The sequence below is a fragment of the Pseudoduganella guangdongensis genome (genome assembly GCF_009857475.1).
GTDB lineage: Bacteria > Pseudomonadota > Gammaproteobacteria > Burkholderiales > Burkholderiaceae_D > Rugamonas > Rugamonas guangdongensis.
In genome coordinates this window covers 61,235-81,232 of the sequence record NZ_WWCJ01000004.1, presented here as the reverse complement: position 1 = coordinate 81,232, position 19,998 = coordinate 61,235, and the positions used below count along the sequence as shown (strand labels likewise).

Annotated in this window: 19 protein-coding genes; 12 read left to right on the top strand and 7 right to left on the bottom strand. The window is 64.5% G+C overall.

Annotated features, from left to right (window positions below; translation table 11 throughout):
- Positions 1-20: 20 nt before the first annotated feature.
- Complete coding sequence (gene aceE, locus GTP41_RS06400; protein ID WP_161024740.1) at positions 21-2,717, bottom strand: pyruvate dehydrogenase (acetyl-transferring), homodimeric type; 2,697 nt, start codon at positions 2,715-2,717, stop codon at positions 21-23.
- Positions 2,718-3,003: 286 nt separating this feature from the next.
- Here aceE and GTP41_RS06395 point away from each other — a divergent pair, with 286 nt between their 5' ends.
- Positions 3,004-4,080, top strand: coding sequence for a histidine kinase (locus GTP41_RS06395; RefSeq protein ID WP_161024739.1), 1,077 nt, complete (start codon positions 3,004-3,006; stop codon positions 4,078-4,080).
- Positions 4,081-4,084: 4 nt separating this feature from the next.
- Here GTP41_RS06395 and GTP41_RS06390 read toward each other — a convergent pair whose 3' ends face one another.
- Entirely contained in the window at positions 4,085-4,999 is a 915-nt protein-coding gene (locus GTP41_RS06390; RefSeq protein ID WP_161024738.1) for a transporter substrate-binding domain-containing protein, read from the bottom strand.
- A gap of 46 nt (positions 5,000-5,045) precedes the next feature.
- Positions 5,046-5,780 carry an AAA family ATPase gene (locus GTP41_RS06385; protein WP_161024737.1) on the bottom strand — a complete coding sequence of 245 codons (735 nt, stop codon included), beginning with the start codon at positions 5,778-5,780 and terminating at the stop codon, positions 5,046-5,048.
- 89 nt (positions 5,781-5,869) lie between these two features.
- Here GTP41_RS06385 and folD point away from each other — a divergent pair, with 89 nt between their 5' ends.
- The 7 genes from folD to GTP41_RS06350 all read left to right on the top strand — a co-directional run bounded on the left by folD (position 5,870) and on the right by GTP41_RS06350 (position 12,879).
- On the top strand, positions 5,870-6,715 hold the full coding sequence (gene folD, locus GTP41_RS06380) for a bifunctional methylenetetrahydrofolate dehydrogenase/methenyltetrahydrofolate cyclohydrolase FolD (protein WP_161024736.1): 846 nt from the start codon (positions 5,870-5,872) through the stop codon (positions 6,713-6,715).
- Positions 6,716-6,903: 188 nt separating this feature from the next.
- Positions 6,904-8,976, top strand: a complete 2,073-nt coding sequence (locus GTP41_RS06375; RefSeq protein WP_161024735.1) for a M3 family metallopeptidase — start codon at positions 6,904-6,906, stop codon at positions 8,974-8,976.
- 14 nt (positions 8,977-8,990) lie between these two features.
- On the top strand, positions 8,991-9,620 hold the full coding sequence (locus tag GTP41_RS06370) for a glutaredoxin family protein (RefSeq protein ID WP_161024734.1): 630 nt from the start codon (positions 8,991-8,993) through the stop codon (positions 9,618-9,620).
- Positions 9,621-9,635: 15 nt separating this feature from the next.
- Positions 9,636-10,058, top strand: coding sequence for a DNA polymerase III subunit chi (locus GTP41_RS06365; RefSeq protein WP_161024733.1), 423 nt, complete (start codon positions 9,636-9,638; stop codon positions 10,056-10,058).
- Positions 10,058-10,465: a DUF2486 family protein gene (locus GTP41_RS06360; RefSeq protein WP_161024732.1), complete on the top strand. Its 408-nt coding sequence runs from the start codon at positions 10,058-10,060 to the stop codon at positions 10,463-10,465. The genes GTP41_RS06365 and GTP41_RS06360 overlap by 1 nt, the downstream gene beginning before the upstream one ends.
- Positions 10,466-10,535: 70 nt before the next feature.
- On the top strand, positions 10,536-11,678 hold the full coding sequence (locus GTP41_RS06355) for a branched-chain amino acid ABC transporter substrate-binding protein (protein ID WP_161024731.1): 1,143 nt from the start codon (positions 10,536-10,538) through the stop codon (positions 11,676-11,678).
- Positions 11,679-11,751: 73 nt separating this feature from the next.
- Positions 11,752-12,879, top strand: coding sequence for a branched-chain amino acid ABC transporter substrate-binding protein (locus GTP41_RS06350; protein ID WP_161024730.1), 1,128 nt, complete (start codon positions 11,752-11,754; stop codon positions 12,877-12,879).
- A 56-nt stretch (positions 12,880-12,935) separates the two neighbouring features.
- On the opposite strand, the gene GTP41_RS06345 is transcribed toward GTP41_RS06350, so the two are convergent.
- Positions 12,936-13,247 carry a c-type cytochrome gene (locus GTP41_RS06345; RefSeq protein ID WP_161024729.1) on the bottom strand — a complete coding sequence of 104 codons (312 nt, stop codon included), beginning with the start codon at positions 13,245-13,247 and terminating at the stop codon, positions 12,936-12,938.
- Positions 13,248-13,360: 113 nt separating this feature from the next.
- On the opposite strand from GTP41_RS06345, the gene GTP41_RS06340 reads away from it, so the two are divergent.
- Entirely contained in the window at positions 13,361-13,594 is a 234-nt protein-coding gene (locus GTP41_RS06340) for a TIGR04438 family Trp-rich protein (RefSeq protein ID WP_161024728.1), read from the top strand.
- A gap of 33 nt (positions 13,595-13,627) precedes the next feature.
- Here the strand turns inward: GTP41_RS06340 and ilvD are convergent, their stop codons facing one another.
- Positions 13,628-15,490, bottom strand: coding sequence for a dihydroxy-acid dehydratase (gene ilvD / locus GTP41_RS06335; RefSeq protein WP_161024727.1), 1,863 nt, complete (start codon positions 15,488-15,490; stop codon positions 13,628-13,630).
- 90 nt (positions 15,491-15,580) lie between these two features.
- On the opposite strand from ilvD, the gene GTP41_RS06330 reads away from it, so the two are divergent.
- From GTP41_RS06330 to GTP41_RS06320, 3 genes are read left to right on the top strand one after another with little or no spacing between them, the layout of a single operon-like run.
- The gene (locus GTP41_RS06330) at positions 15,581-16,474 is read left to right on the top strand and encodes a LysR family transcriptional regulator (protein WP_161024726.1); all 894 of its coding nucleotides are present in this window, start codon (positions 15,581-15,583) and stop codon (positions 16,472-16,474) included.
- 1 nt (position 16,475) lies between these two features.
- The gene (lgt, locus tag GTP41_RS06325; RefSeq protein WP_161024725.1) at positions 16,476-17,285 is read left to right on the top strand and encodes a prolipoprotein diacylglyceryl transferase; all 810 of its coding nucleotides are present in this window, start codon (positions 16,476-16,478) and stop codon (positions 17,283-17,285) included.
- Position 17,286: 1 nt separating this feature from the next.
- Entirely contained in the window at positions 17,287-18,930 is a 1,644-nt protein-coding gene (locus GTP41_RS06320) for an alpha-amylase family glycosyl hydrolase (protein ID WP_161024724.1), read from the top strand.
- Here the strand turns inward: GTP41_RS06320 and GTP41_RS06315 are convergent.
- Together GTP41_RS06315 and GTP41_RS06310 are read right to left on the bottom strand one after the other, a co-directional pair.
- Positions 18,895-19,434, bottom strand: coding sequence for a chromate transporter (locus GTP41_RS06315; protein ID WP_161024723.1), 540 nt, complete (start codon positions 19,432-19,434; stop codon positions 18,895-18,897). The genes GTP41_RS06320 and GTP41_RS06315 overlap by 36 nt on opposite strands.
- Entirely contained in the window at positions 19,431-19,988 is a 558-nt protein-coding gene (locus GTP41_RS06310; protein WP_161024722.1) for a chromate transporter, read from the bottom strand. The genes GTP41_RS06315 and GTP41_RS06310 overlap by 4 nt, the downstream gene beginning before the upstream one ends.
- Positions 19,989-19,998 lie beyond the last annotated feature (10 nt).

Sequence of the window (19,998 nt, the reverse complement as noted above, 5' to 3'; positions counted from 1 at the left end):
GTGTTTGCTCCGTCTTCTAATTATTGGGTCACCGGATTTGGCTTGTTCGGATCGATGCCGTACTTCTTGATGGCGTCTTCCACCACGGACAGCGCGATCTTGCCTTCGTCCGCCAGGGAACGCAGCGCAGCCACGGTGATGTAGTAGCGGTTCACCTCGAAGAACTCGCGCAGCTTGGCGCGGCTGTCCGAACGGCCGAAGCCATCGGTGCCCAGGACCTTGTACGAGCGGCCGGCAGGCATGTATGGACGGATCTGGTCGGCGAAGGCGCGCATGTAGTCGGTGGTCGCCACGATCGGGCCGGTGGTGTCCTTCAGCAGGCCGGTCACGTAGGGCACGCGCTGTTCCTTGGTCGGGTTGACCATGTTCCAGCGTTCGCAGTCGATACCGTCGCGTGCCACCAGGGTCAGCGACGGCGCGGACCAGACGTCGGCGGCGATGTTCCAGTCGTTCTTCAGCAGTTCCGCCGCGAAGATGGATTCGCGCAGGATGGTGCCCGAGCCGATCAGCTGCACGCGCTGCTTGGCGGACTTGTCGCCCTCTTGCAGCAGGTACATGCCTTTCAGGATGCCCTCTTCCTGGCCGGCTTTCAGGCCTGGGTGGGCATAGTTCTCGTTCATGATGGTGATGTAGTAGAACACGTCTTCCTGCTCACCCACCATGCGGCGCAGGCCGTCCTGGATGATGACTGCCAGCTCGTGGCCGAAGGTCGGGTCGTACGGCACGCAGTTCGGGATGGTCGCCGCGACGATATGGCTGTGGCCATCTTCGTGCTGCAGGCCTTCGCCGTTCAGGGTGGTACGGCCGGCGGTGCCCGCCATCAGGAAGCCGCGTGCGCGCATGTCGCCCGCTGCCCATGCCAGGTCGCCAACGCGCTGCAGGCCGAACATCGAGTAGTAGGTGAAGAACGGGATCATCACGCGGTTGTTGGTGGAGTACGAGGTCGCAGCAGCGATCCACGAGCTCATACCGCCCGCTTCGTTAATACCTTCTTGCAGGATCTGGCCGGCCTTGTCTTCGCGGTAGTACATCACCTGGTCTTTGTCGACCGGCTCGTACAACTGGCCTTGCTGGTTGAAGATGCCGATCTGGCGGAACAGGCCTTCCATACCGAAGGTACGGGACTCGTCGACCAGGATCGGCACCACGCGCTGGCCCAGGGACTGGTCGCGCAGCAGTGCGGTGATGATACGCACGTATGCCTGGGTGGTGGAGATCTCGCGGCCTTCCGGGGTCGGGTCGGTCACGGCCTTGAAGGCTTCCAGCGACGGCACCACCAGCTTCTCGTCCGCTTGCATGCGGCGCTGCGGCAGGTAGCCGCCCAGCGCTTGGCGGCGCTCGTGCAGGTACTTCATTTCAGGTGCGTCGTCGGACGGCTTGAAGAACGGGATCTCGGCCAGCTTGTCGTCCGGGATCGGGATGTTGAAGCGGTCGCGCATTTCGCGGATCGCTTCGTCGTCCAGCTTCTTGGTCTGGTGCGCGGTGTTGCGCGCTTCGCCGGACTTGCCCATGCCGAAGCCCTTGACGGTCTTCACCAGCAGGACGGTTGGCTTGCCGACGGATTCGTTGGCTTGCTTGAACGCGGCGTAAATCTTGTGCGGGTCGTGGCCGCCCCGGGTCAGGCGCCAGATGTCGTCGTCCGACATGTTGGCAACCATTTCCAGCAGCTTCGGATGCTTGCCGAAGAAGTGCTTGCGCACGTAGGCGCCATCCTTGGCCTTGTAATTCTGGTACTCGCCGTCCACGGTTTCCATCATCACGCGCTGCAGGATGCCGTCCTTGTCCTGTGCCAGCAGGTTGTCCCAACCCGGGCCCCAGATGACTTTGATGACGTTCCAGCCGGCGCCGCGGAAGTCCGCTTCCAGCTCTTGAATGATCTTGCCGTTGCCGCGCACCGGACCGTCCAGGCGCTGCAGGTTGCAGTTGACCACGATGTTCAGGTTGTCCAGCTGTTCGCGGGCAGCCATGCCGATCGCGCCCATCGATTCCGGTTCGTCCATCTCACCGTCGCCGCAGAAGGCCCAGACTTTACGGCCTTCGGTGTTGGCGATACCGCGCGCGTGCAGGTACTTCAGGAAGCGCGCCTGGTAGATCGCCATCAGCGGGCCCAGGCCCATCGACACGGTCGGGAACTGCCAGAAGTCCGGCATCAGTTTCGGGTGCGGGTAGGAGGACAGGCCTTTGCCGTCCACTTCGCGGCGGAAGTTCAGCAGCTGCTCTTCGCTCAGGCGGCCTTCCAGGAAGGCGCGCGCGTAGACACCCGGGGACGAGTGGCCCTGGATGTACAGCAGGTCGCCGCCGTGCTCTTCGCTCGGGGCGCGCCAGAAGTGGTTGAAGCCGATGCCCAGCATGTTGGCCAGCGAGGCGAAGGAGGACAGGTGACCGCCCAGGTCGCCGTCGGCGCGATTGGCCTTCACGACCATGGCCATGGCGTTCCAGCGCATCCAGGAGCGCAGGCGCTCTTCATATTCCAGGTTGCCCGGGCAGTGCACTTCCTTGTGCGCCGGGATGGTGTTGACGTAGGCGGTATTGGCGGAGAACGGGATATCGGCGCCGCGACGGCGGGCCAGGTCAACCAGGCGCTCCATCAGGTAGTGGGCACGTTCCGGGCCTTCGGCTTCCAGAACGGCTTCCAGCGCGTCCAGCCATTCTTTGGTTTCCTGTGCGTCAGGATCGTTGGCGGTTTGTGCCGTGACCTGGTCAAGTTGAGCTGACATGTATCTAGTCTCCTATCGATTGAGGCGCCCCACCCTTTTTGCTGTCTCCGGACGGTGCTGGTGATTATTTACTAAGACTTTGGCTAAGTGTGAAGGATTCTATCAGCGAATCGCCGGTTTTTCAAATGGCGGAAAAACATTTCGCATTGTGAAATAGCACACCCGCTAGCGCCGGCCGGGAATCCCTCCGCGCCTTGATTTTGCGCAAACCCGGCGCACAGCACTGTTGACCATTCGATGCCGCCGCCTAGCTTGAAATATGCGGACCAGCACCTGTGAGGGCCATATGCTGCAAGAATTCATCCGGGAACATCGCGAGCATTTGCTTGACCGCTGCCGCCAGTTACGCGAGGCGCGCATGGTGAACGGGACGGACCGCCGGACCGACGAGGGGCTGAGCCGCTTTTTCGACCAGCTGGTCGAAACCATCGATGAGGAAAAACGCCAGCAAGGCCAGTCCGATGCCCTGTCCGGCAGCTACTCAGGCATCCCCTCGCAGTACGAAATCGGCAAGTACGCGGCCTTTCTCGGCAAGACGGCGCAGGACCTGGGCTTCAACGTGGACGATGTGATCCACAGTTACGGCGATGTTTGCCGTTCCATCACGGAACTGGCGCTGCAAAAATCACAACATATTCCGGTGGCCGAGTATCGCCAGCTCAACCGTTGCCTGGACAACGCCATTGCCAGTGCCGTTGCCGAATTCACCTTCCGGCGCGATGTCCACCAGGCCAGGCTGCACGGCCAGGAAGAAAACAAGCGCCTGGCAGCGCTCGGCAGTGAGTTGCGCAACCAGCTGGGCACGGCCACGCTGGCGGTGGCCGCGCTCAGGTCGCGCGAGCTGACGGTGGAGGGCACGACTGGCGCCATACTTGCGCGCAGCCTGCACAGTCTGGGCCGCATGATCGACGACATGCTCGACTACGCCGAGATCAAGGCGGCAGTGCCCGGGCTGCTCGACCTGATCTCCCTGACGCAATTCATGGACAGCTTCGAGCGAACCATCGAGCCTGCGGCGCAGATCACCGGGCGCCAGTTACGGGTAACGGAGATCGACCCCACCCTGGCCGTGATGGGTAAGCCGGAAACCCTGCAAGCGGCGCTGGCCGGCCTGCTGCAAACTGCCTTCCAGCAAGCGAAACCGGGAGATACCGTTGAAATCCACGTGTACGCGCACGGTGCCGACGTGCGGATCGACATTGCCTGCCCCAACCGGCCGGTGTCGCTGGCGGAGCAGGAGCCGGCCCTGGCCGTGCCGAGCCAGCTGCTGGCCGGCATGCATGGCCGCCTGGCGATACGGGACGAGCCCGACAGTCCGTATACGCTGACGCTGGTCCTGCCGCGCTACGCACTGCCAAGCTGAACGCTTAGCGCGCCCTGGCCGGCGCCGGGCAAATCCCATGGCGCGGGTGGAAGGGATCCAGCCACAGCTCCTTGCGCGCCAGGATGGCGGGGGCGATGTCGCGATTCGGCAATTCAATGCGGCGGCGTTCGCACAATCTGGCGCGCAGCAGGAAGCCGCGGTGGTGTTCCAGCACGAAGCGCTCCAAGGAGCCATCTTTCAGCAGCAGTTCCATCCCGGCCGAAATGCGCTTGTGCAGGCGCGGGTAACGCGGCGAAACGAAAAACAGCGAGGGAATATTGTCGTGCAGCACGATGCTGTCCTCGATCGCCAGTTGCGGGAAGGCGGCGCGGCGCAGGTCGTACTCCTGGAAGATCTCATTGACGCCGCGCGGGAAGTAGTCGAAGCGGCCAGCCATCAGCATGTCGAACAGCCCGCCGTAATTGCTGCCGGTGACATGCCGGAAACCGTTGTCGCGCAATGCAGCACGCGTGACCCAGGCCGTGCCCACGCCGGCGGTCAGCTCCCGCAAGCCGTCCGGCAGCGCCAGCCGGCGGAACTTGTCCTGCTGGCGCGCGTCGACCAAGGCGATGCGCCAGCTTTGCAAACCCATGTCGATCGGCACCGGCACCGAGCGCAGGGCCGCCAGCCAGGTGGCATCGGCCGGGTAGGCCGTCACGTTCACCAGCTTGCCCTCTTTCAGCGCCTGCAGCAGGCGTGGCCGCTCCATGTGGGCATCGGCAGCTTCAATCGAGAAGGAACCGAATTGGGGAACGGTGCGCTCCATCACCTGCTGCAGCAGGGCGCGCGAGTACTCACGGCGAAAATCGGCGGGCGAGGCGGCGCGGTCGAAGACCACCGCATCCATCGCCTGCGCCATGGGCGCAAGACAGGCCAGTAGCAGCGCAGCCAGGTGCGCCAATGTCTCCTTTATTTTCATCCGCTCATGATAGCGCGGCGTGCCCTGCTGCGCAGCAACGTTGTGGCTATCCGCCACCAGAGAGCAGGCGCTTCAGCGTGCCGCGCGGATTCGCCATGAAGTCGTGCATGACCTGGTAGTGTTCCGTGTCCTCATAGGCGCGCTGCACGATGCCGGCCGGGGTGCAGACGTAGATCGACGCTTCCGGATAGGCCATCAGGATGGGCGAGTGGGTAGCGATCACGAATTGCGAGCCGCCCTGTACCAGCTGGTCGATGCGCTTGAGCGCGGCCAACTGGCGTTGCGGCGAGAGTGCTGCTTCCGGTTCGTCCAGGATATACAGCCCCTTGCCCCTGAAACGCTTCTCCAGCAGCGCCATGAAGGACTCGCCGTGCGATTGCTCGTGCAGCGAAGTGCCACCGTAGGCCGGCAGCAGGTCGCCCAATTGATCGACCTGGGTCGCGACATTGAAGAAGCTCTCGGCCCGCAGGAAAAAGCCATCGCGCGGCAGGCGCACGCCGCGCCCTAGCCGCAGGTACTCATGCAGGCTGGAATGCGATTCCCGTGTGCGGAAATTGAAATGCTTGCTGCCGCCCTCCGCATTAAAACCCAGCGCCACGGCCAACCCCTCCAACAGGGTCGATTTGCCGCAGCCATTCTCGCCGACGATAAATGTCACCGCCGGGTCGAACTCCAGCTTGCCGAGGTGGCGCACGGCGGGCAGGCAAAAGGGATAGGCCGAGAAGTCGGGCGCCTTGTCAGGCCGCAGCTGGGCGTCAAGCAGGAACTGGTAGGAGATCATTTCTTGCCAATCGTACAATCATGCGCAGAGCATTACAAGGCCGCCACCCTTTATAATGTCGACTTTCCATTCCACCAATCCAAGCAATCATGTCTGCACAACTGATCGACGGAGTAGCGCTCTCCCAAAAACTGCGCGCCGAAATCGCTTCCCGCGCCGCCGCACTGACCGCCAAGGGCAAACAGCCGGGCCTGGCTGTGATCCTGGTCGGCGACGACCCGGCCAGCCACGTTTATGTGCGCAACAAGGTCAAAGCCTGCGAAGATGCCGGCATCCGCTCCGTCAAAGAGCAATACCCGGCAGACATGACCGAGCAAGCCCTGCTCGAACGCATCGCCAGCCTGAATGCCGACCCGAGCATCCACGGCATCCTGGTGCAGATGCCGCTGCCAAAGCACATCGACCCGCACCAGGTGATCGAAGCCATCGCCACCACCAAGGACGTGGACGGCTACTCCGTGCTGAGCGCGGGCGAACTGATGACCGGGCTGGAAGGCTTCCTGCCTTGCACCCCGTACGGCTGCATGAAGCTGATCGAATCGACCGGCGTCAATTTGAAGGGCAAGCACGCGGTGGTGATCGGCCGTTCCAACACGGTTGGCAAACCAATGGGCCTGCTGCTCTTGCAAGCGAACGCCACCGTCACCATCTGCCATAGTGGCACGGCGGACCTGGGCTACCACACCCGCCAGGCGGATATCGTGGTGGCCGCAACTGGCCGCCGTAATACCCTGACTGCTGATATGGTGAAGCCGGGCGCCATCGTGATCGACGTGGGCATCAACCGCGACGAAAACGGTAAGCTGTGCGGCGATGTGGATTTTGCCGGTATCAAGGAAGTGGCGTCGCATATCACCCCGGTGCCGGGTGGTGTGGGGCCGATGACGATTACCATGCTGTTAATGAATACTATTGAGTCGGCTGAGCGGGCTTAAACCCGGTAAAGCGGGGTCTGACCCAAAGGGACTAGGCGTCCCCGTCAGACCCCGTCTGCTCAGCTGCAAGCGGTTTTGCTTGTGCGCCTTTGATCTTCGCTGAACATCAAGGGCATAGAACCAACACCGAGATGCATGAACACTGGGGTCTGACCCTTGGGTCAGACCCCGCTTTTAAGGGTTTAGAAATGACCGACAATCCCCTGCTGGACTTTAGCGGCCTGCCGCGCTTCGACGCCATCAAGCCCGAACACGTCACCCCCGCCATCGAGCACCTGCTGGAGCAAAACCGCGCCGCCGTGGCCGAACTGGAAGCGCCGGGCGACAGCGTCAGCTGGGACAATTTCGTCACCCCGCTGGAAAACTCCGCCGAGCTGCTGGGCCGCGCCTGGGGCATTGTCAGTCACCTCAACAACGTGGTCGACACGCCCGAGCTGCGCGCCGCCTACAACGAAAACCTGCCGAAAGTGACCGAATTCTGGACCGCCCTGGCCCAGAACGAAGCCCTGTTCGCCAAATACAAAGCCCTGCGCGCCAGCACCGAATTCGCCACCCTGTCGCCGGCGCGCCAGCGCATCATCGACAACGCGATCCGCGACTTCCGCATGGGCGGCGCCGAGCTGCCGGAAGATAAGAAGGAACGCTTCGCCGCCATCCAGGAAGAGCACGCCGCCACCAGCACCCGCTTCAGCGAAAACGTGCTGGACGCGACCAACGACTGGAAGCTGCTGGTGGAAGACGAAGCCGAGCTGCGCGGCCTGCCGGACGACTCCAAGGCCGCCGCCAAAGCGCTGGCCGAGAAAGACGGCAAGCAAGGCTGGCAGTTCACCCTGCACTTCCCGTCCTACTACCCGATCCTGCAGTTCGCCGACAGCCGCGCCCTGCGCGAAAAGGTGTACCGCGCCAACGCCACCAAGGCCTCCGAGCTGGGCGATGCCTTCAGCAAGCGCGAAGACTGGGACAACAGCGCCAACATCGCCACCCTGCTGAAACTGCGCAACGAAGAAGCACAGCTGCTCGGCTACAAGAATTTTGCCGAAGTGTCGCTGGTGCCGAAGATGGCCAAGTCGCCGGAACAGGTGATCGAATTCCTGGAAGACCTGGCCAAGCGCGCCCGCCCCTTCGCCGAGCAGGACCTGGCCGAGCTGCAAGCCTACGCCAGCCAGGAACTGGGCATCGACGACCTGCAATCGTGGGACCTGCCCTACGCCTCCGAAAAACTGCAGCAGCATATGTATTCGTTCTCGGCGCAGGAAGTGAAGCAGTACTTCCCCGAGCACAAAGTCACCGACGGCCTGTTCAAGCTGGTGCAGACCCTGTTCGGCGTCACCATCAAGCCGGACAGCGCGCCGGTCTGGCACAAGGACGTGCGCTTCTTCCGCATTGAGCGCGACGGCAAGCTGGTGGGCCAGTTCTACCTCGACCTCTACGCGCGCGAAGGCAAGAGCGGCGGCGCCTGGATGGACGACGCGCGCGGCCGCCGCCTGAAAAACGGCGAGCTGCAAACCCCGGTCGCCTACCTGACCTGCAACTTCACCGAGCCGCTGGAAGTGGACGGCCAGCTGCAGCCGTCCCTGTTCACCCACGACGAGGTGATCACCCTGTTCCACGAATTCGGTCACGGCCTGCACCACATGCTGACCCAGGTGGAAGAGCTGGCGGTCTCCGGCATTTCCGGCGTGGAGTGGGACGCGGTGGAGCTGCCGTCGCAATTCATGGAAAACTTCTGCTGGGAGTGGGATGTGCTGGCCCACATGAGCGCCCACATGAAGAGCGGCCTGCCGCTGCCGCGCGCCCTGTACGACCGCATGCTGGCGGCCAAGAACTTCCAGTCCGGCCTGCAGACCCTGCGCCAGGTCGAGTTCGCCCTGCTCGACATGCTGCTGCACTACGACTTCCAGCCGGACGGCGCCAAGTCGGTGCAGGACGTGATCGACGAGGTGCGCCGCAAATTCGCCGTGATCATCCCGCCCGCCTTCAACCGCTTCCAGCACTCCTTCGGCCATATCTTCGCCGGCGGTTACGCGGCCGGCTACTATAGCTATAAGTGGGCGGAAGTGCTGTCGGCCGACGCCTATGCCGCCTTCGAGGAAGCGGCCGCGCTGGACGGCGGCAAGCTGTCCAGCGACACCGGCAAACGCTTCCAGCAGGAGATCCTGGCCGTGGGCGGTTCGCGCCCGGCCCTGGAGTCGTTCACCGCCTTCCGTGGCCGCGAGCCGACCATCGACGCCCTGCTGCGCCACAGCGGCATGGCCGCCTGACCTTGGAGAGACGCATGAAACGCGCTGCCCTGCTTTTACTGTTGCTGACCGCCGGTGCGGCGCACGCCCAGATGTATAAGTGGAAGGACGAAAAGGGCGTCACCCATTTCACCGCAACGCCGCCGCCCGCCTCCGCCAAAAAAGCGGAAGTGAAGAACTATGGCAGCGGCGGCACCGGCAGTGTCGAGCTGCCGTCGGAGCTGGCCGAAGTGGTGCGTGCCCGTCCCGTGGTGCTGTACACCACGGCCCAATGCGGCCCGTGCGACCAGGCGCGCCAGCTGCTGATCACGCGCGGCATTCCCTACCGCGAGAAGACGGTCGCCACGCCGGACGACCACGACGCCCTGCGCAAGGCCGGCAGCAATGGCGAACTGCCCATGCTGCTGGTGGGCCGCACGCGCCAGCTCGGCTTTGAAGCGGCGACCTGGGACGGCGTCCTGAGCGAAGCGGGCTACCCGCCGACCAGGATGCTGCCGGCCGGTTATTCGAACCCGGCGCCCACGCCTGCCGCCCCGCCCCGCCCGCCAAGCCCCGAGGACACCGCGCGCGCCAAGGCCGATGCCGCCAAAGCCGCCGCCGCCGCGGAAAAAGCACGCCGCGATCGCGAAACGCCGCAAAACGCCCCGGAAAATTTCCGCTTCTGACCGCGCTTCTTACCTATGACGCAAATTGATTTCCACAGCGGCGTGCCGGACAAGGTGGCCTATGCCTGCCGCCTGCTGCGCAAAGCCTACGCCAGCACGCCCCGCATCGTCGTGATGACGGAGGATGCGGCGCAACTGGCGGCCCTGGACCAGGCCCTGTGGACCTTCTCCGCCACCGACTTCCTGCCGCACGCCCACGCCAACGACCCGCTGGCGCCCGATTCGGCCATCGTGTTGGTTGACAGCGACACTACCGAATTGCCGGAAGCGGGCCTGCTGGTCAACCTGGCGCGCCGTGCGCCAGGCCAGTTCGAGGCTTTCCCGCGATTGATCGAAGTCATCTCCGCCGACGAGGAGGATGCGGCGGCGGGCCGCCTGCGTTATGCTGCTTACAAACGACAGGATTTCCCGCTCAAACATCTCACCGTAGGCAAGTAATGAACCAGGCATTTGACGCCAGCATCCCGGTACTGACCGAAATCATGCGCGACGAGGCGCCGGCGCCGGCGCCAGCCGCCCGCAGCGCCGCCCCGGCAGCGGCTGCGGCGACGGCGCCCGCCAACGATGCGCCAACCCCGGCCCTGCCGGCGCTGGACGATGCCGAGGCCTGGGACGCGCTGGAGCGCCGCCTGTCCGAACGCGTACTGCAGCAACTCTCCAACCGCGTCGATTTCGTGCTGGAGCAGCGCATCAAGGACAACATCCACGAAGTGCTGAACCACGCCCTGCACGCCCTCACCGTCGAAATCCGCGACGGCCTGCACAACACCATCGGCAAGATCGTGTCGCGCGCCGTACAACAGGAAATCATCCACCTGCAGGCCAATTCCACCCGCCGGAAATAATTCCCTCTTTGCCATTCGGGATTTTTGCTGTATTTTCTGGCGTACGTGAATTTTTGACTGGAGACCCCCGATGCAGTTCAAGAGCAAATTCATCCCTGTCGCCATCGCCCTGGCTTTCGCCGGCAGCGCCTATGCGCAGGACACGATCAAGATTGGCCATGTGTCGCCGGTATCCGGTCCGAACTCCCACCTGGGCAAGGACATGGAGAACGGCGCCAAGATGGCGATGGAAGACCTGGCCGCCAAAGGCATCAAGATCGGCGGCAAGCCGGTCAAATTCGTGGTCCAGTTCGAGGACGACGCGGGCGACCCGAAACAGGGCACCACCGCAGCGCAAAAACTGGTCGACGCCAAGGTACAGGGCGTGATCGGCCACCTCAACTCGGGCACCACCATCCCGGCCTCCAAGATCTACTTCGACGCCGGCATCCCGCAGATTTCCCCGGCCGCCACCTCGCCGGTGTACACCAAGCAGAAATTCAACACCGCCTTCCGCGTGGTGGCCAACGACAATAAGCTGGGCGGCACCCTGGGCGCCTACGCCGTGCAGAAGCTGGGCGTGAAAAAGATCGCCGTGATCGACGACCGCACCGCCTACGGCCAGGGCGTGGCCGACGAATTTGTCAAAGGCGCCAAGAAAGCCCTGCCGGGCGTGCAAGTGGTGGGCAAGGAGTTCACCAACGCCAACGCCACCGACTTCAACGCCATCCTGACCAATATCAAGTCCAAGAACCCGGACCTGGTGTTCTTCGGCGGCATGGACTCGGTCGGCGGCCCGCTGCTGCGCCAGATGAAGGCGCTCGGCATCAACGCCAAATTCATGGGCGGCGACGGCGTCTGCACCGACGCGCTGTACCGCCTGTCCGCCGGCGCCGCAGCCGACGGCGTGGTGACCTGCGCCGAAGCCGGCGGCGTACCGGCCGAGCTGCAAAAGAACATGGACGACTTCCGCGCCAAGTACAAGAAGAAGTACGGCCAGGAAGTGCAGCTGTACGCACCGTACGTGTACGACGCCATCATGACCATGGCAGCCGCCATGCAGCAGGCCAATTCGTCCGAACCGGCCAAATACCTGCCGGTGCTGGCCAAGATCAAATACCAGGGCGTCACCGGCGCCATCGAGTTTGACCAGTTCGGCGACATCAAGGATGGTGCCCTGACCCTGTTCACCTACAAGGGCGGCAACAAGACCAAGATGGAAGTAGTGAAGTAAGCACGAATACCGGGGGGAGCCCGTGGGCCGCCAGCCAGCATGGCGGCCCTTTTCGTTTCAGGAGAAAGTAGCAATGCAAACCAAAACCATCATCGCCGCCATCGCGCTGGCTTTTGCTGGAGCCGCGAGCGCCCAGGAAGTGGTCAAGATCGGCTATGCCGGCCCGCTGTCGGGCCAGTCGGCGCACCTGGGCAAGGACACCCAGAGCGGCGTGCAGCTGGCGGTGGAAGACTTGAATGCCAAGGGCTTCAAGATCAACGGCAAGGCCGTTAAATTCGTGATGATGGCGGAAGACGACGCCGGCGACCCGAAACAGGGCACCGCCGCCGCGCAGAAACTGGTCGACAATAAAGTGAACGGCGTGGTCGGCCACCAGAATTCCGGCACCTCGATCCCGGCCTCGAAGATCTACTACGACGCCGGCATCCCGCAGATTTCCGCCTCCGCCACCAGCCCGGTGTACACCAGCCAGGGCTTCAACACCACCTTCCGCGTGGTCGCCAACGACAACAAGCTGGGCGGTTCGCTGGGCCGCTACGCCACGCAAAAGCTGGGCGCCAAGCGCATCGCCGTGATCGACGACCGCACCGCCTACGGCCAGGGCGTGGCCAACGAATTCCTGAAGGAAGCCAAGAAAGCGGCCGGCGTGCAGATCGTGGACAAGCAATTCACCACCGACAAGGCGACCGACTTCAACGCCATCCTGACCGCGATCCGCGCCAAGAACGCCGACCTGGTGTTCTTCGGCGGCATGGACTCGGTCGGCGGCCCGCTGCTGCGCCAGATGAAAGCGCTCGGCATCAAGGCCAAGCTGATGGGCGGCGACGGCATCTGCACCGAAGCGCTGCCCAAACTGTCGGGCGGCGCCGACGACGTGGTGGTCTGTGCGGAAGCCGGCGGCGTCACACCGGAGCAGGAGAAGAAGCTGGTCGAATTCGGCACCCGCTTCAAGAAACGCTACGGCTTCGAAGTGCAGATCTACGCCCCGTACGCCTACGACGCCGTGATGGCGATGGCGCAGGCGATGGCGGAAGCCAAGTCCGCCGACCCGGCCAAATACCTGCCGCAGCTGCAGAAGGTCAAGCACGAAGGCGTCAGCGGCAAGATCGCCTTCGACGCCAAAGGCGACATCCAGGATGGCGCCCTGACCCTGTTCGGCTACAAGGCCGGCAAGAAAACCCGCCTCGAAGTCATCAAGTAAAAAAGACCGGGCTTTGGCCCGGTCTTTCTATTTAAATGGGGTACGTCCCCATTTTTTTATTTCTGCGCCAGAATCCATTTCACCAGCACTTTGGCATCGGCCTCGCTCACTTGCGGGTTGGCTGGCATCGGGACAGCACCCCAGGCGCCCTGGCCGCCTTTGATGATCTTTTGCGCCAGCTTGGCTTCGGCATCCTTCTGGCCGGCGTATTTGGCGGCGACATCCTTGAATGCAGGGCCGACCAGCTTGTTGGCGACTGCGTGGCAAGCCATGCAGTTTTTGGCTTTTGCCAGGTCAGCGTTAGCAAAAGCAGCCTGCGACGAGAGCGCCGCGGTTACCAGGAAACCAACCATCAGGGAACGTTTCATTTTCATCTCCAAGGAAAAAACTGCCACAATTCTACCCCACAACGCCTACTGCGTAGCATGGGTTGACCCGCAGCCGGATATTGCTATGATGGAATACTAAGGAGTGCAAATCCATGCCAATTATTCTATTGATCATCGCCCTGGTGGCCCTGAAGTACTTTGAAGTCTGGAAATTCGCCGAACTGTCGTGGTGGTGGATTGTCGCCGTGATGGGCGCGGCCTTTATCTGGTTCGAGTTCATCGAGCCGATGCTCGGCCTCGACAAACGCAAAGCCCACAACGTCGACGAACAACGCCGCAAAGACCGCGTCAAGAAGAGCTTCGAAGACTTGCGGAAGCGTAAGTAAAAATTCGGGGTCAGATCTGACCCCGAATCGGTTTTAGCGCTTGAGCTGGCTCAGGTCGCGCACGGCGCCGCGGTCGGCGGAGGTGGTCAGGGCAGCGTACGCCTGCAGGGCTTGCGAGACGTAGCGCTCGCGGTTGAGCGGCTGCCAGGCGTCGGCGCCGCGTGCTTCCATGGCGCCGCGGCGGGCGGCCAGCTCTTGCGGCGTGACGCGCAAGTTGATGGTGCGGGCGGGGATGTCGATGTCGATCATGTCCCCTTCTTCCACCAACCCGATAGCGCCGCCTTCGGCCGCTTCCGGCGAGGCGTGGCCGATCACCAGGCCGGAGGAGCCGCCGGAGAAGCGGCCGTCGGTGAACAGGGCGCAGGCTTTGCCCAGGCCTTTGGATTTGATGTAGGAGGTCGGGTACAGCATCTCCTGCATGCCTGGCCCGCCTTTCGGGCCTTCATAGCGGATGATGACCACGTCGCCTTCGTGCACGGTGTCGCCGAGGATCGCTTCCACTGCCGAATCCTGGCTTTCAAACACGCGCGCCTTGCCGCTGAACTTGAGGATGGACTCATCCACGCCGGCGGTCTTCACGATGCAGCCCTTCTCGGCGATATTCCCGTACAGCACCGCCAGGCCGCCATCTTTCGAGTAGGCGTGCTCCAGGTCGCGGATGCAACCGGCACTGCGGTCGGTGTCGGAGGAGGCAAAGCGTTCGGATTGCGAGAACGCCACCTGGGTCGGCACGCCGCCCGGTGCGGCGCGGAACAGCTGGTGCACGGCCGGGTCGTCGCTGCGCTTGATGTCGTATTTCTCGATCGCTTCGCCCATGCTGGCGCTGTGCACGGTGTGCTGGGTAGTGTCCAGCAGCCCGGCGCGCGCCAGTTCGCCCAGGATGGAGATGATGCCGCCGGCGCGGTGCACGTCTTCGATGTGGAACTTGTCGGTCATCGGCGCCACCTTGCACAGGCATGGCACTTTGCGCGAGATGCGGTCGATGTCGGCCATGGTGAACTGCACCTGCGCCTCATGCGCGGCAGCCAGCAGGTGCAGCACGGTGTTGGTGGAGCCGCCCATCGAGACATCCAGCGCCATGGCGTTCTCGAACGCTTCCTTGGTGGCGATGGAGCGCGGCAGCACGCTGTAGTCGTCCTGCTCGTAGTGGCGCTTGGCCAGGTCCACGATCAGGCGGCCGGCGCGCAAGAACAGTTCCTTGCGGTCGCTATGGGTGGCGACGATGGTGCCGTTGCCGGGCAAGGACAGGCCCAGCGCCTCAGTCAGGCAATTCATCGAGTTGGCGGTGAACATGCCGGAACAGGAGCCGCAGGTCGGGCAGGCGGAGCGTTCGATCTCGGCCACGTCGGCGTCGGACACGCTGCTGTCGCCGGCTTTGATCATGGCGTCCACCAGGTCCAGCTTGATGATTTTTTCGCCGCCGTTGACGGACTTGATCACCTTGCCCGCTTCCATCGGGCCGCCGGAAACGAAGACCGCCGGGATGTTCAGGCGCATGGCGGCCATCAGCATGCCGGGCGTGATCTTGTCGCAGTTGGAAATGCACACCATGGCGTCGGCGCAGTGGGCGTTGACCATGTACTCGACCGAGTCGGCGATCAGGTCGCGCGACGGCAGGGAGTACAGCATGCCGCCGTGGCCCATGGCGATGCCGTCGTCGACGGCGATGGTATTGAATTCCTTGGCGACGCCGCCGGAGGCTTCGATCTCGCGCGCGACCAGTTGGCCCAGGTCTTTCAGGTGCACGTGGCCGGGCACGAATTGGGTGAAGGAGTTGACGACGGCGATGATGGGCTTGTTGAAATCTCCATCCTTCATGCCGGTGGCACGCCACAGGGCGCGCGCGCCTGCCATATTGCGGCCTTGGGTCGTGGTGTAGGAACGGTATTGCGGCATGGTAGGGTCTCCTCAGTAAGAAGCTAAGGGTGCCTCCTGGACGTCCAGTTGTCAAATATATGATAAGCACCCCTGTGATATGCTGTGCGAATGAATATAGAACTTCGCCAGCTGCGCTATTTCGCCACCGTCGCCGAGGAGCTGCATTTCGGGCGCGCCGCGCGCCGCCTGCATATGACCCAGCCGCCTTTGTCGCAGACCATCATGGCGCTGGAGGAGCTGCTGGGGGCACCGCTGTTTGAGCGCAACCGGCGCGGGGTGACCCTCACCGCCGCCGGCGCGGCCCTGCTGCCGGAGGCGCAGCGCTTGCTGCAGCAGGCGGCCGGGCTGCCGGAACTGGTGCAGCGCGCCGCCACGGGCGCCAGCGGGCGCCTGGCGCTGGCCTTCGTCTCGTCGGCCGACTACAGCGTACTGCCGCCGTCCCTGCGCGCCTACCGGGCGGAGTATCCCCAGGTCGAGATCACCCTCAAGGAGGCCACCTCCGACCTGCAGCTGGACGACCTGCTGGCGGGACGGGTCGATGCCGGCCTGCTGATCCCGCCCCTGCCCGACCGCGCGCGCCAGGAGCTGGAATACCTGCCGGTATTGCGCGAGCCGCTGGTGCTGGCGGCGCCGGCCGGCTTGCCGTTGCTGGCCGCCGCCAGCGTGGATCTGCGCACGCTGGCCGGCATGCCGCTGATCATTTTCCCGCGCCATATCTCGCCCGGGCTGTACGACGCCATCCTGTCGGTCTTCCGCGCCGCCGGCGTCACGCCCGAGGTGGGACAGGAGGCGATCCAGATGCAAACCATCGTCAGCCTGGTATCGGCTGGCATGGGAATAGCACTTGTGCCACAATCCGTCTCGAATTTGCGCCGGCCGGGTGTGGAGTACCTGCCCCTGGTCCAGAGCACGCCGCTGGTGGAAACCGGCCTGGCCTGGCGGCGCGACAATGCCTCGCCCGTACTGCGCGGCTTCCTGGAACTCATGAAGAAGAGAATTTGAAATGCCCCTGATCCACCCAATGCCCGATCCGGTCGCCATCCACCTTGGCCCTGTAGCGATCCACTGGTATGGCCTGATGTATGTGCTGGCCTTCGCCATGTTCATTGCGCTGGGCCGCCTGCGCATCAAGCAGCCGCACATCGCGCAGCAGGGCTGGACCAAGGAGGACCTGGATGACATGCTGTTCTACGGCATGCTGGGCGTGATCCTGGGCGGCCGCCTGGGCGAAGTCCTGTTCTACCAGCCGGAAATGCTGCTCACGCCCCTGCGCATCTTCAAGGTGTGGGAAGGCGGCATGAGCTTCCACGGCGGCTTCCTGGGCGTGCTGGTCGCCATGGCGCTGTGGGCGCGCAAACGCCAGCGCAACCTGCTGGACGTGTACGACTTCATCGCGCCGCTGGTGCCGCTCGGCTATGCGGCCGGCCGCATGGGCAATTTCATCAACGCCGAGCTGCCGGGCCGTGTGGTCAGCAATCCGGACCTGCCGTGGGCCATGATCTACCCTGCCGTCGGCGACATGGCGCGCCACCCATCGGCGATCTACCAGATGCTGGTGGATGGCATTTTGGTGTTCTGCATTTTGTGGCCGTTCGCGCGCAAAGCCCGTCCGCGCCTGGCGGTGGGCGCGCTGTATGTGCTGCTGTATGGCTGCGCGCGTTTCTTCACCGAGTACTTCCGCACGCCGGACTGGGAAATCACCGTGGCCGGCCTGCCGATCACTTCGGGCCAGATGCTGTCGCTGCCGATGATTATCGGCGCCATCGCCATGCTGGCCTGGGCTTACCGCCAGCCTGCTGCGCGCACCGCCTGAGATGCAGCTGCAGTTCGCCGCCGATCCCGCCTTGCAGCCGGCCGCCACGCCGGCCGGCGTGCGCTTTGTCTACGAGGCCGCGCCGCAAGCACGCAGCGTGGCGCTGGCGGGCACGTTCAATAGCTGGGTGGGCGATGCCTGCATGATGCAGCGCGTTTCCCCGACGCGCTGGCAGGTAACGCTGCCGATTGCAGCCGGGCGCCACCTCTATAAATTCGTGGTGGACGGCAGCGCGTGGCTGCGCGATCCGGCCAATCCCTGGGTGTCGGAGGATGGCCAGAACAATTCCTGCCTGACGGTCGATGAAAGTGGCGCCGTGCTGCTGCGCCATGCCGGCTTGAGCGCCGCGGCGCCGGGGCCGCTGTATGCGCGCCCTGCCCTGGCCAGCCCGGAGTGGCTGCACGATGCGGTGGTCTACCAGCTGTCGGTCAAGGCCTTCGGCGGCGATTTCGACGGCGTGCGCGCGAAGCTGGGCTACCTGGCTGAACTGGGCGTGAATACGCTATGGGTCATGCCGGTTCAACCGATCGGCATCGAGGGCCGTCGCGGCAGCTGCGGTGATCCGTACGCGGTGCGCGATTTCCTGGCCATCGATCCGGTGCTGGGCGACGAGCAAGGTTTGCGGGCGCTGGTCGATGCGGCGCACGCGCGCGGCATGCGCGTGATGCTCGACTGGACGCTGAACCGCGCCAGCGTGGACAACCCGCTGACGCAGTCGCACCCGGAGTGGTTCACGCGCCGGGCCGACGGCAGCATCTATTACGCGGTGCCGAACCGCGACTATTTCGCCGGCTTCGATTTCAGCAACGCGGCGTTGCGGCGCTACCTGATTGATGCCATGTGCGGATGGGTCGGTCGCTTTGGCTTCGACGGCCTGCGCTTTGACGATTCCGATATCACGCCGCTCGATTTCCTGCAGCAGATCCGTGCCGCGCTGCTGCGCGTGCAGCCGGAAATTGCGCTCATCTCGCAGGCTTACGATGAGTTCCACCATTTCGCCAGCTGCGACCTGACCTACGAGGGCGGCACCCGCGCCATCCTGCTCGCCTGCGCGCAGGGCCAGGCCAGCGGCGCCGACCTGGCGCGCTATTGGCGCGAGTCCACCTACAGTTTCCCGCGCGGCGCGCTGCGTTTGCGCTGGCTGGATGAAAAGGAGCAGGCGCGCGCCAGCGCCTTGCTGGGGCCTGCGCTGCGGCCTGCGGCGACGGTACTGTTCGCGCTGGATGGCGTGCCGCACCTGCTCATGGGGCAGGAGTTCGGCGAGCCGGCCTGGCGCGACTGGACGGTACTCTTTGAGGACTACCGGCTGGACTGGGACGCTTACGACGCCGGCCTGTTCGCGCATTACCAGCGCCTGCTGGCCCTGCGCCGCGATCACGCGGCGCTGCGCCGGGGCGATGTGGTGTTCATCGAAGGGCTGCCGCCAGGGGTGGTCGGCTTCACGCGCGGCACGCCGGGGGAACGCTTGCTGGTGCTGGCAAACCTGCGCCGCGACGCCGCCGCGCTGCCCGCGCTGGCGCAATTGCCGCGCCAGCGGGCGCTGCTGGCGGCCGAGGGCTGGAACGCGGCTGGCGCGACCCTGGCCGCGCATGGCTGGCTGGTCTGCGCGCTAGACCAGGCCGACAGCGCCGGCCAAGGCGCCTAGGACGATCAGCCACACGGGATTCAGCTTGGTGGCATAGGCCGCCGTGGCGGCGGCCAGCGCCAGCGCGATGCCGCGCCAGCCGGTGCCGGACACGCTGAGGAAGGTCCACGCCGCCCCGGCCAGCATGCCGGCCGCCAGCGGCGCCAGCGCGTCGCGCAGGGCGCCGGCCCAGCGCCCTTCCCCGCCACCGTGGCGATTGATGAACGCCCCCAGCGCCAGCACCAGACAGGTGGACGGCAGGATCGCCGCCAGCGTCACCACCACCGCCCCAACCCAGCCTTTGATCATCCAGCCGATCAGCGTCACGAACAGCAGGTTCGGGCCGGGCGCCGCCTGGGCCAGCGCGTAGGCGGAGGCGAACTGCTGGTCGGTCAGCCAGTGGTTCTGCACCGAGACGTAGTGGTGCACATCCGGCGCCACCAGCACCACGCCGCCGCCGATCGCGGTCAGCGAGAGCAGGGCCAGATGCAGGGCCAGGCCGCCCAGCTTGACGTCCTCGCTCATGGCCGCCGCCACACAAAGGCGAACAGCACAAAGCCGATCGGCACCAGCGTACCCACCACCGCCAGCAAGCCAAAGCGCGCCACACCCAGGCCGACGAAGGCCGCCGCCAGCAGCAGAACCTGCACCAGGCGGCGCGCGCCCGGCGCGGTGCCGCGCAGCATGCCCACTGCCAGCTTGAACGAGGTGGCCAGGATCAGACCGGCCGCAGCCGCCGCCATACCGCGCACCGCCGCCGCAAAGACCGGATGGTCGGCCAGTTCCTGGTAGGCCAGGCCCAGGCCGATGACGATGAAGAAGGGGCCGAGCAGCAAGCCGGCCAGCGCGGAAAAGCCGCCCGCCACGCCGGCATAGCGCTGGCCGACCATGACGGACAGGTTGCAGACAGTGGGGCCGGGCAGGAGCTGCGCAATGCCGAGCAACTGGCCGAATTCAGCGGCTGTCAGCCACTGCGTGCGCTCGACCAGGTGGCGGAAGGCGAACGGCAGCACGCCGCCAAAGCCTTGCAGCGACATTTGCGAGAACACCTTGAACAGCGACCAGCAACCGACCTGCATGCCCGCCTCC